The sequence below is a fragment of the Streptodolium elevatio genome, from assembly GCF_040649515.1.
Lineage (GTDB): Bacteria > Actinomycetota > Actinomycetes > Streptomycetales > Streptomycetaceae > Yinghuangia > Yinghuangia elevatio.
The window spans coordinates 44421-54721 of sequence record NZ_JBEZFP010000052.1; the positions used below are offsets into that span (position 1 = coordinate 44421).

Here is a 10301-nt window from a genome sequence, read left to right on the forward strand (position 1 = left end):
GCGGCCGCGGTCGGTTCGCGAGCCGCGGTCAGTTCTTGAGCAGCTCCGGGTGGAACTTCTCGACCATGCGGCGCATGCCGTCCTTCCAGTGCACGTCGGTCGTGCCGATGATCTCGTGCATGCGGGTGACGTCGAGTGCGACGCTGCTGATGGTCTGGTCAGTCTCCTCGAACTCCGGCTGAAGGCCGGTCAGTTCACCGAGGTAGGTGCACCACTCCTCGATGCTGACCGCCTCGCTGCCGCCCCAGTTGACCACCGTCGCGGGCGTGGACGCCGCGGCGAGCAGCTTGGGCAGCGAGGCGACGATGTCCTCTTCGTGGATGGGGTGGTACACGCTCGGGGTGTCGCTGTGCACCTGGACCGGCGCTCCGGCGATCATCATCTCGAGGTGGATGGCCGGCCAGCCGCCGTTCTCGCCGTACGGGACGCTCAGGCGCGCGATGGTCGTCGGCAGCTGGTACTTGGCCGCCCCCCAGCGCGCCGCGCCTTCCGCGGCGATCTTGCAGATGCTGTACGTCTCCAGGAACGACCACACGCGGTGGTTGTCGCCCAGCGCGTCCGACTCCTTGAACGTGCGGTGCCCGTTGGGCTGGTAGACCGCCGTCGACGAGCAGTGCAGGAACGCGCGCGCACCGCGCAGGTGGTCCATGAGCCAGAGCACGCCGCCGGCGTTGCCGTCCAGGTCGGCGCCCCAGTCACCGCTCTTCGCGACCGCGAAGTTGACCACGTAGTCGGCGTCGGCGGGCAGGGCCGCGACGTCGCCGGCGGCCAGGTCGATCTTGACGCAGTTGACTCCGGCGGCCTCCAGGCGCGCGCGGGACTCGTCGTCGTTGAAGCGCGCCGCGCCGTACACCTCGTTGTCGCGTGCGAGGAGCTTGGCGACCGGCTCGGCCACCTGGCCGGTGACCCCGGTGACGACGATCTTGGAGCCTTCGAGTGCCATGCCAAGCCCTCCTGCGCAACAACTACGGGTATTGGGCCGCAACGTAGCGCAGACACTTGACCGGGGCAATGATCAGGAACACGCGTAGGATGCGCCCTCGTCGCGCGCGGATTCCCGTACGCTACAGCCCGCTTCCGGCCCCTTCAGGCCGCTTCACTTCAGCCGGCTTCGGCGGCGCGCTCGCGCGGGTCGTCGGCGGCCAGCGCCTCGTCGAGGTCGGGGTGCACGTCGAACAGCCTCCGCAGGCCGAGCGCCGTGAACACGCGGTTCACGTGGTGCTCGCCGCTCTCCGGCATCACCAGCCGCAACTGGCCCGAGCACGAGCGCAGCAACCGCCTGGCCCCCACCAGTGCGCCGATCCCGGTCGAGTCGCAGAAGACGACCTCGGTGAGTTCCAGGATCAGGTGGTGGCGCCCCTGGGCCACCGCCCGTCTCACGTGTTCCCCCAGCTCCGGGACGACGGCGAAGTCGACCTCCCCGGCGACGAAAAGCACGGTCCAGCCTTGGCGGTCCTCGGTGGTCACCTGAAGGTTCACTCGCGGGCGCTCCCTGGTCGGCAGGCGGGCACCGCCCGTGCGGACCGCTTCCAAGGCCGCGCGGCGCGGGGCCGGGCGGGAGACCCGGCCGCGATCCACCGTAGTCCTCAGTGGATGACGTGGCGTAGGCGGCACGGTCACGCCACGGTCTCGTTTGTTGGCCGAGTTTGTCACCGCGGCAATGCAAATGCGGGTGTCGCCAAGCAATGTGACGTGGAGTCAGGATACGTCGCGCCCTGCCCTGCCCGGCGTGTCGGGTGGCCGCGCGTGGCCCGGATCCGAGCGTCCCGGATGACCGCGACCGGCCCCGGCCGCACGGCCGGCCGACGGCGAATCAGGCGCCCCGCAGCCGCAATTCCGGCAAATCGGCCACCACCGTGCAGGAGCCCGGCGCGATCTCGGTGAACCCCGCGTCGCGGACCAGCGGCAGCCCGGAGTCGGTGAGCGCCGGCCACGCCGTGACGGGAGCGCTACGCACCGCGAGGCGGAAGCCGTCCGCCGCCCAGCGCTTGCGGGCCTCCGCGTCCAGTCGCATCCAGGCCAACTGCGCACCGTGACCGGCCTGTGCCATCGCCTTTCCGGCGCTCATCTCGAGGCCCGGGTTGAACCACAGCACCGGGATCCCGCGGGCGGGGGCGAGCGGCGGCTCCGGGTCGTCGAGTTCGGTGCCGGAGACCTGGAGCCGGGCGAGTTCCTTGGGCCACGCGTCGAGCGGAACGGGCGGGAAGACGCGTACCTCGGCGCCTTCGTGCTCCAGCGTGATGCCGTCCAGCGCGGAGGCGCGCCGCCATTCGGCTCCGCGCGCCCGACGTACCACCTTGCGGATGCGGCCGTCGGTCCACGCCGTGACGCGCTCGGCCCACTCCCCCTCGGTGGACCGCTCGTCGGCGAGGAAGGCCAGCACGCCGCGGGCGGCGGCCTCCAGGGCGGCGGTACGCGTCGGCGGGGCCTCGCGCTCGATGCGCACCACGAGGGGGAGGACGAACTGCGGGACGGTGTCCCTGTCAACGGCTGGACTCACCCCATGATCATGCCGCACCGGGAACTACGACGGGCGCAAGCCCGGCCGCGTCGCGAGCGGGCGCGCCGCCACCGGTCCCGCCTGACCGCCACCGGGACCGTCCCGGCCCGACCGCGGTCTGCTCACACCGGAGGGACGAGCACGAAGTACCGTTCGGCGACACTCCGGTCACCCGCGACGGCCAGACGGTCCAGGGGCACCCTGCCCCACAGGTACAGCATCAAGTCCGAGGCGGAGCCGCGTAGTTCCACGTCCGCCGCGGCCGCTTCGCCCGCCTTCCCTCCTCGGGCGGGGTACTCGACATCCGCGCCCGAGAACCGCACCGTCCACGACTCCGGACCGTCCGTCGCGGCCAAGCGGTACGTCTCGCCCGCCCCCTCCGACGCGGGCAGCCTCTCGCGCCGCCCCGGGGCCATGACCTCGAAGGTCTGCGCCACCGCGTCGCATGCCAACGACCGGTCCATCGGACCCGGCTCACCGACCGAGAGTTCGGCGTCCCAGCGGTGCACGGCGGCCTCGATGGCCTGCATGCGCAGCCAGAAGCCCGCGCTCTGCTCGGGAGCCCATGTCCAGACCCGCGTCGCCGGGTCGGTCTTCGCGAACCTGTCGCCCAACAGCCGCGCGCCGTCGGCGAACCACTCGACCAGCGCGGCCGGGACCGGCCCCGCCGTCGGCCCGCCGCCGGGTTCCGGCCACCCCTGCCGCTCGGCCGGGAGCCCGAAACCCGGATCGGTGCCCTGCGGCGGGTCGGTCAGCCGGGTGCGTAGCACCGCTTCCACCACGCGGTGCACCTCGCCCAGGTGCAGGACCAAATCGGAGACCGTCCACCCCGGGCAGGAGGGCACCGGCGGTGCCTCCGGCTCGGCCGCCGCCTGCCGTACCGCCGCCTCGAACAGGGCGACTTCGCCCCGGAACCGCGCCACCAGGTCCATGGACGGCAGCGTGCCACGCGACGGCGGGTACGGCCGGGCGCCACGCCCACAAGACGGGTGGGACGATGTCGGCCACGGCGTCGAAGCGGCGGCTCGGTTCGGGTCGGTGCGGTGCGGTTCGGGTCGGGTTCGGTTCGGTTCGGCAAGCGCATCAGCCACTGCATCAGGGCATCAGGGCATCAGGGCCGCGAGCGGCGCATCGCCAGGCTCCATAGGCGGTCAGGTACGCCGCGACCCCGGTGCCCGCCCCTCCCCCGGCGCCCCCACGTACGCCTGGGCGATGTCGAGCCATCGGTCGGCATCCGGCCCGTCGGCCGTCAGTGCCGTGTCCTGCCGGTGTACGCGGCGGGTCGCGAGGAGGGCGAAGTCGTAGCCCGGCCCGGTGACCCTCTGCGGTGCGTCCGGTGGCCCGAACTCCCACCTGCCGCCGTCCGGGCCGACCAACTCGACGCGGAACTCCACGTCGGGGGCGGCGAGTCCGTGGGTGGCGAACGCGTGGTCACGGGCGTGGACGCCAAGGCGCACGATGTGGCGTACGCGCGCCGTCGGTTCGCGTCGTACGCCCAATGCGTCCGCGACGTCGCCGCCGTGCGCCCAGGTCTCCATGAGACGGCCGGTCGCGATCCCCGCGGGGCTCATAGGCGGGCCGAACCACGGGAACCGGGTGCCCGGCGGATGGCCCTGGAGCGCCGCGACCACACCCTCGCGACCGGCGCGCCAGCGGTCCAGCAGTTCCGCGCCCTTCTCCTCGTCGCGCCGACCCGACATGCCGTCGAGCCCGGTCGCCAGCGCCGCGACCACGGCCGGCACCGCCGCCCGGAAGGCGTCGGGGTCACGTGCCGCCATGATCGCCATCTCGTCGGTCGAGGCCAGATGGCCGATCTGGTCGGCGATCGTCCACCCCGGAGCGGAGGTGGGCAACGACCACTGCTCGTCGTCCAGATCCGCGACCAGGGCGAAGAGCACATTGCCTTCGGTGCGCAAGTCCTCGAATACGTCGGTGCCTTCACTGGATGCCACGCGCGTGCCTCCTCAGACCGGACGTGCACTTCCCTGACAAAGTCAAGCATGCCGCAACCCCATCCCAGACCGACAGCCCCACCGACGGCCCCCTCGGCCCGACCGCCGAGCCCGGGCCTCGGCGTCCAGCCCCTGCCTCTGTCTCTGCCCGTGCTCCTGCTCCTGCTCCTGCTCCTGCTCCTGCTCCTGCTCCTGCTCCTGCCGGTAGCGTCCCGCCGCTCCCGGCCTCTCTGCCAGACCCGATCCTGCGCGGGTTCCATGCCTCCGCCACAAGCGTTCGCCCCGTTCCCTTGCGCCCCCCGCGGTCGCTTTCAACCCCACTGACCTGCAAGGCATTTCGCATCGCCATCGGTGACCGGTACGGTCCCCGGATGAATTTCGAGCCTCGCCCGATGAAATCGGCCGTCGCCCAACTCGACGAAGCGTTGAATCCGCCCGACGTCGCCAAGGTCGCCGCCGCCGTCAACGCGCTTCTCACCGCGCTGCCGCTCACCGACCGCGACGACGCCTCCGCGGCGGTCCCGCGGCTGACCGGATTCCTGCCGTACGTGCCGATGGTTCACGAAGGCTTGCTCTCGGTGATCATCGGGGCCTGCGTGGAACTCGGTGCGGATCCCGCCGCCTGCGCGCCGGACATCCTCGACCGGGCACGCGACAACCTGCGCAAGGCCGCCGACTTCCCGGCGGCGTGGTCCGCGGCAGGCGGTGGCGCGCTGCCCGTTCCGGCGTCCGTCGACATCCCGGCCGAGGTCATCGATCGGGTGGGCGGGGCCGACGCGGGCGAGGACGTCCTGCTGAGCCTCATCGCCTGGTGGCAGGTCCAGCAGTGGGAGTTGGCCACTGTGGCGATGCTCTCGCACCGCCCGGTGCGCGACGAACTCACCGCGCGTGCGCAGTTCCGGGCCGAGGCCGAGCGGGTCGCCCTCGTGTGGCACAGCGGGCTCGTGTCGCTGCGCCACATCGTCCGCATGGTCGACGACGAACCGATCCTCGTGCTGCACCGACCGACCGGCAGCGCGTACCGCATGCGGATGAGCGGGCTGGGCTGCAACCGCCAACTGTCCACGCTGCTCGCCGACATCCTCGTCGGCGGCGGCCACCTGCCCGGCACCGCTCCCGACCCGGCAGCCGTCAGCCTGGCACGGAACGGGCCGTACGGCCCCGGCACCGCTCCCCCGACCGTCTCCGCCTACGCCGAGTTCGCACTCACGAACGCCGACGGCACCGCGGTGCTGCTCGACGGCTGCCCCGACGACATCGAATTCGTGGGCGGCACACGGCTCGTGGTGCTCGACCCGCCGCGCGAACGGTACGCGTGGAACGCCGGGCGCCTCTTCGCCCGCGTCGCCGGCGAACTGACCCTGGAGGGCGTGCTGCCCGAAGACCAGGCCCGCGCCTGGTTCGCCGAGATCGCCCCACCCTCTCGGTGACGCCTGGGTGACGCCTCGGTGACGCTTTCATGGCGACGTCACGACGCCGTACGGCGCTGTCCCGGCGGCTCGGTCCGTACTCCCGCGCGCATTCGGGTGATTGCGGGGCGTGCGCAGTGGGCAGGCCCTTGATCGCCGGGCCGCAGAAGGGCCGGCGGGCACCAAGCAGGTGCCCGAGACGTGATCGAAGGGGACCGGTCGATGGCGACAGGCACCGTGAAGTGGTTCAACGCGGAGAAGGGCTTCGGCTTCATCAGCCAGGACGGCGGCGGAGCCGACGTGTTCGTGCACTACTCCGCGATCAACGCCACCGGCTACCGCGAACTCCAGGAGAACCAGCGCGTCTCCTTCGACATCGCCCAGGGGGCCAAGGGGCCCCAGGCCGAGAACGTCACCGCCGCGTAGCGGCACCGCTTGCGAGAGGCGGTCCCTGTCGTGTGGGGAAGCACGCAGGGGCCGCACCCGCCTTGAACCGGCTTTGTGGGCCGCTCAGTTGTCGCGCAGGAAGCGGGCCATCGTGGCGAGCGCACGTATCGACTCCGGCAGGTCGGGGAACACCGTGGGCCACACATGCTGCATGCCGGCGACGAAGTGGGCCTCGACGCTGACCCTGGCCGCGGCGGCCCGCTGGGCGAACTGCGTCGCGTCGTCCAGCAGCACTTCCGAGCCGCCCGCGAAGAGCAGCGTCGCAGGCAGGCCCGCGAGATCCGCCAGGACCGGGGACACCAGGGGATCGCGCGGGTCGTGGCCCTGGAGGTAGAGATCCGAACCGGTGCGAGCCGCCTCCAGGCCGAAGAGCTGGTCCGTCGCGCCACTGCGCGCATACGCTCCCGACTCGAAGGTCTGGTCGAGCCACGGGGAGAGCAGCATCAGCGCGACCGGCGCCGGCCGTCCGGCGTCCCGGATCGCCAGGGCAAGGGCCGCCGCGAGGCCACCCCCCGCCGAGTCGCCGCCGACGGTGACCGGGCCGAACGCGGCAAGCACGGCGTCGTACGCGGACGCGGCGTCGCGCAGCGCTCCCGGGAACGGCGCCTCCGGCGAGAGCCGGTAGTCGACCAGCACAATGCGCGCATCGGCGGCCGCGGCCAACCGGGACGCGAAGCCGGTCCACCCCGCCGCCTCGCCCAGCCGATATCCGCCGCCGTGCAGGTAGAAGACGGTGCGCACCGGATCGGGCACGGCGACGACGAGCGAGGGCACGCCCCCGAAAACCTCCTGGGACACCGTGGTGCCCGGCTCGACCTGCTGCGGGATCGCGGAGATCGCCTTGCGGCGCTCGGCGAGGTCGTCGGGTGCCGGCCGTCCCTCGCGCTCCCCCGGCAGGTTCCATGCGTCGAGCCCCATGAGGCGGCCTCCCTTGCGTCCGCAGCCCGCGTCGTGCGGCCTGCCGTGCCTGCGGTGACCCCGTGATCACCGGCTTGCATCGCATCGTGGCACGGATGGCGCAAGGTTTTGAGGGGCGGGGGCCAGCGTGTGGAAGAGCCGGGTCGTGGTCGCCGAGCTGTGGACAACGCGCCGGTGGCCAGGGTCGGTGCAGATACCCTGCCCGGCCGACCGGGGCTCGCAGCCGCCGTGCTGACGATTCGTCAGGGCGCACTGCGACGGTTCGGCGGGGGTTCGCCGGTCAGCAACTCCCGGGTCTCGGTGTCCGCGAGATCCGCGGTATCCGTGATATCCGCGGCGTCCGCTTCGGCGCTGTCGGAATCGCCCCCCGAACGTGCGCCCCTGGCATCTGACGCCCGAGGGCCCGAGTCGTCGGCCGTCTCGGTGTCGCCCCGACCGACCGCCCGGTCCACCGCGGCGGATCCGTCGGTGGCGAGACGGCGTTCGTCGCGGGCTGCCGCCTGCTTCTCCGCCGGGGTCGATCCGGGGTACCCGGAGCCCGCCACATCGGCGCGGGCCTCGGCAGGCAGGTCGGAGCCGTCCGACACCACCGCATCCTGGGTGCCTTCGGCGTCGCGCCCGGCGTTTTGCCCGGCGTTTTGCCCGGCGTTCTCCTCGGACACGTCGTCGTGGTCGTGGCGGCGGCGGATCATCTGCAGCGCTCCCTCGGACGGTTCCCGCGGCTCCTGGCGACGGGTACGACGCTCTCTCGGACGCTGCGCGGCTACCCGCACGCCCGCAGCCCATGCCCGCGCGGCGGCGGCAAACGCACACGGCCTGACGACCGGCGGGGTGGCCGCAATGCGCGGACCAGGGAGGACGCAGCCGACGACGGAAGTCCGGCTACGCGGCGGGGCCAGGGGCGGAACCGCCGCCGGACCCACCGTCGAGCCCGCCCTCGGACCTGCCCTCTGACCTGCCCTCGGGCCTGCCCTCTGACCCGCCGCCGGACCCGCCGTCCGCAGTGTCGGCGGGACGCGGCTCCAGAACCACCACCGCGGTCTCCGAAGGCCGTCGCGCCGCGAAGGTGTCGAGGTGTTCGGTGACCTCACGCCAGCGCGACCACAGCCGTTCCCGTTCGTCGCCGGTGGCTGCGCGGGCGCGTACGAGCCGCGTCCCGTCCACGAGTTCGAGGGTCGCGTCGGGATCCGCAAGCAGGTTGAGCCACCAGGCGGGCTCGGCCGCGCCCCAGCCGTTCATGGCGAGGGTGACCAGGTTCGGGCCGTCCTCGAAGTACCCGACGATGACGCTGCGCTGCCGTCCGGTACGCCGCCCGGTGGTGGTCAGCCGCAGGGTGCCCCACTTGTCGGCCTCGTCGTCCGGTCGCCACAAGCCGATGCGGCCGCGGAAGACCCGGTACAGGCCGCGGTGCACGCACCACGCCGTCCGGATGAACCAACGCGGCGGCAAGCGCGGGGACTTCGGCTTCTTCTCGGACGACATCGCGCACTCCTCACGCCGTGCCTGCTCCGGCTACGGACAGGACAGTAGCCCCCGGCGCCCGCCCCCGCGGCCGTATCCGCAGCCTCGGCCGACCGGCGTCCGGCGTCCGGCGTTCGGCGTCCGGCGTTCGGCGTCCGGCGTTCGGCGTTCGGCGTTCGGCCGACAGCGTCAGCGGTCGCCTGCGCGGGCTGCCACGCCGTCGACCACCAGCGCCGTCAGGGTGTCCACGAAGCCCGCCGGAATGTCGATGTCGTAGTGCGCCACCGCACGCGTGAAGACCGCACCGAGGACCGCGTCGAACAGGACGTCCGCGTCGGCGTCCGCACGCACCGCCCCCCGCTCGCACGCCGCCCGCACCAGCGCGCGGAACTGCTCGCGCACCCGGTTCTCCAGCCCGTCGATCACCTCCGCGCGCAACCTCGGGTCCTGGCTGAGGTCGGTGAGCAGGCCGGGCAGTGCGGCGCGGGCCTCCGGGCGGGCGTACGACGCGACCGTGTCCGTGATCATCCGCCGCACGTCCGCCGCGAAGTCCCCGGTGTCCGGGATCAGCACGGCGGAGTCGCTGCGCGCCGGGAAGACCGCCTCGTGCACCAGCTGCGGTTTGGACGACCAGCGCCGGTAGATGGTCGGCCGGGTCACTCCCGCGCGGCGCGCGACGGTCTCGAAGCTGAGCCGCCCATACCCCTCCTCCGCCAGCAGTTCGCGCACGGCGGTCAGGATCGCGGCGTCGATCTGCGGGTCGCGGGGGCGGCCGCCGACCGGGCGGCGCGCTGCGGAGGTGGGGGTCGGCACGGTCCGGGATTCTTCCAGCGCGATGGTTCCCTTGACTAGTTCACCTAGTTAAATTACAACCTGCATCATAACTACCTGAGCATTTCCGACAGCAAGGAGACGGCCGTGGCCGATCTGCTGGTACGTGGAGGAACCGTCGTCGACGGCACGGGCGCACCCGCCGTCCGCGCCGACGTCCGCATCACCGACGGCGTCATCGCCGAGGTCGGCCCCGACCTGGAGCCGCGCGGCGAGCGCGAGATCGACGCGACCGGGGCGTACGTCTCCCCCGGCTTCATCGAGGCGCACACCCACGTCGACGGCGCGATGTGGTGGAACCCCGACCTCGACCCGCTGCCCGCGTACGGCACGACCACCGTCGTCTTCGGCAACTGCGGCATGTCCGTGGCCCCGCTCCAGAAGGAGGCGCGCGGCCCGGTCCTCGACCTCTTCACCTTCCTCGAGGACCTGCCGCTGGACGCCTTCACCACCCACGTGCCGTGGACCTGGGAGCGCTGGCCGGAGTACCGCCGCGCGTGCGAGGACCAGAAGACGACCGTCAACGTCGCCGGCTTCGTGGGCCACCTCACCCTGCGTACGACCGTCATGGGTGCCGAGGCCGCGTGGGAGCGCGCCGCGACGCCCGGGGAGATCGCCGAGATGGCCGCGCTCCTCGACGAGTCCCTCGCACACGGGGCCATCGGCATGTCGACGAACGTCTTCGACTGATTCGAGACAGCCGCGCACATCAAGCGGCGCGAGAAGACCCGGGACATCCCGATCATCTTCCTGACCGCCATCAACCACGGGCCGCACCACACC

Annotated in this window: 12 protein-coding genes and 1 pseudogene; 4 read left to right on the plus strand and 9 right to left on the minus strand. The window is 72.4% G+C overall.

What is annotated here, in order from left to right:
• Window positions 1-28 precede the first annotated feature (28 nt).
• The 5 genes from AB0C36_RS20600 to AB0C36_RS20620 all read right to left on the minus strand — a co-directional run bounded on the left by AB0C36_RS20600 (window position 29) and on the right by AB0C36_RS20620 (window position 4452).
• Window positions 29-943 carry an NAD-dependent epimerase/dehydratase family protein gene (locus tag AB0C36_RS20600; protein ID WP_358356017.1) on the minus strand — a complete coding sequence of 305 codons (915 nt, stop codon included), beginning with the start codon at window positions 941-943 and terminating at the stop codon, window positions 29-31.
• A 158-nt stretch (window positions 944-1101) separates the two neighbouring features.
• Window positions 1102-1479, minus strand: a complete 378-nt coding sequence (locus AB0C36_RS20605) for an STAS domain-containing protein (protein ID WP_358356019.1) — start codon at window positions 1477-1479, stop codon at window positions 1102-1104.
• A gap of 334 nt (window positions 1480-1813) precedes the next feature.
• Window positions 1814-2500, minus strand: coding sequence for an aminoacyl-tRNA hydrolase (locus AB0C36_RS20610; RefSeq protein ID WP_358356021.1), 687 nt, complete (start codon window positions 2498-2500; stop codon window positions 1814-1816).
• Between the two features lie 122 nt (window positions 2501-2622).
• Complete coding sequence (locus AB0C36_RS20615; protein WP_358356023.1) at window positions 2623-3432, minus strand: maleylpyruvate isomerase family mycothiol-dependent enzyme; 810 nt, start codon at window positions 3430-3432, stop codon at window positions 2623-2625.
• Window positions 3433-3651: 219 nt separating this feature from the next.
• The gene (locus AB0C36_RS20620; protein ID WP_358356025.1) at window positions 3652-4452 is read right to left on the minus strand and encodes a TIGR03084 family metal-binding protein; all 801 of its coding nucleotides are present in this window, start codon (window positions 4450-4452) and stop codon (window positions 3652-3654) included.
• A 392-nt stretch (window positions 4453-4844) separates the two neighbouring features.
• Here AB0C36_RS20620 and AB0C36_RS20625 point away from each other — a divergent pair, with 392 nt between their 5' ends.
• Window positions 4845-5882: a hypothetical protein gene (locus AB0C36_RS20625; protein ID WP_358356026.1), complete on the plus strand. Its 1038-nt coding sequence runs from the start codon at window positions 4845-4847 to the stop codon at window positions 5880-5882.
• 201 nt (window positions 5883-6083) lie between these two features.
• Window positions 6084-6287, plus strand: a complete 204-nt coding sequence (locus tag AB0C36_RS20630; RefSeq protein WP_358356028.1) for a cold-shock protein — start codon at window positions 6084-6086, stop codon at window positions 6285-6287.
• 84 nt (window positions 6288-6371) lie between these two features.
• Here AB0C36_RS20630 and AB0C36_RS20635 read toward each other — a convergent pair whose 3' ends face one another.
• The 4 genes from AB0C36_RS20635 to AB0C36_RS20650 form a co-directional block, all read right to left on the minus strand.
• Complete coding sequence (locus tag AB0C36_RS20635; protein WP_358356030.1) at window positions 6372-7226, minus strand: alpha/beta hydrolase fold domain-containing protein; 855 nt, start codon at window positions 7224-7226, stop codon at window positions 6372-6374.
• Between the two features lie 242 nt (window positions 7227-7468).
• Window positions 7469-7918: a hypothetical protein gene (locus tag AB0C36_RS20640; RefSeq protein WP_358356031.1), complete on the minus strand. Its 450-nt coding sequence runs from the start codon at window positions 7916-7918 to the stop codon at window positions 7469-7471.
• Between the two features lie 190 nt (window positions 7919-8108).
• A complete protein-coding gene (locus tag AB0C36_RS20645) occupies window positions 8109-8708 on the minus strand; it encodes a nitroreductase/quinone reductase family protein (protein ID WP_358356033.1) in 600 nt (199 codons plus the stop codon).
• Window positions 8709-8876: 168 nt separating this feature from the next.
• Complete coding sequence (locus AB0C36_RS20650; RefSeq protein WP_358356035.1) at window positions 8877-9500, minus strand: TetR/AcrR family transcriptional regulator; 624 nt, start codon at window positions 9498-9500, stop codon at window positions 8877-8879.
• Window positions 9501-9605: 105 nt separating this feature from the next.
• On the opposite strand from AB0C36_RS20650, the gene AB0C36_RS20655 reads away from it, so the two are divergent.
• Window positions 9606-10208, plus strand: a complete 603-nt coding sequence (locus tag AB0C36_RS20655) for an amidohydrolase family protein (RefSeq protein ID WP_435839083.1) — start codon at window positions 9606-9608, stop codon at window positions 10206-10208.
• Window positions 10209-10301 (plus strand): annotated as a pseudogene (locus AB0C36_RS43260) (response regulator); the annotation flags it as partial.

Excerpts from the sequence above, each read along its gene's own strand:
- AB0C36_RS20600 (WP_358356017.1), bottom strand. The coding sequence starts at position 943 with ATGGCACTCGAAGGCTCCAAGATCGTCGTCACCGGGGTCACCGGCCAG.
- AB0C36_RS20615 (WP_358356023.1), bottom strand. The coding sequence starts at position 3,432 with ATGGACCTGGTGGCGCGGTTCCGGGGCGAAGTCGCCCTGTTCGAGGCG.
- AB0C36_RS20625 (WP_358356026.1), top strand. The coding sequence starts at position 4,845 with ATGAAATCGGCCGTCGCCCAACTCGACGAAGCGTTGAATCCGCCCGAC.
- AB0C36_RS20630 (WP_358356028.1), top strand. The coding sequence starts at position 6,084 with ATGGCGACAGGCACCGTGAAGTGGTTCAACGCGGAGAAGGGCTTCGGC.
- AB0C36_RS20635 (WP_358356030.1), bottom strand. The coding sequence starts at position 7,226 with ATGGGGCTCGACGCATGGAACCTGCCGGGGGAGCGCGAGGGACGGCCG.
- AB0C36_RS20640 (WP_358356031.1), bottom strand. The coding sequence starts at position 7,918 with ATGATCCGCCGCCGCCACGACCACGACGACGTGTCCGAGGAGAACGCC.
- AB0C36_RS20645 (WP_358356033.1), bottom strand. The coding sequence starts at position 8,708 with ATGTCGTCCGAGAAGAAGCCGAAGTCCCCGCGCTTGCCGCCGCGTTGG.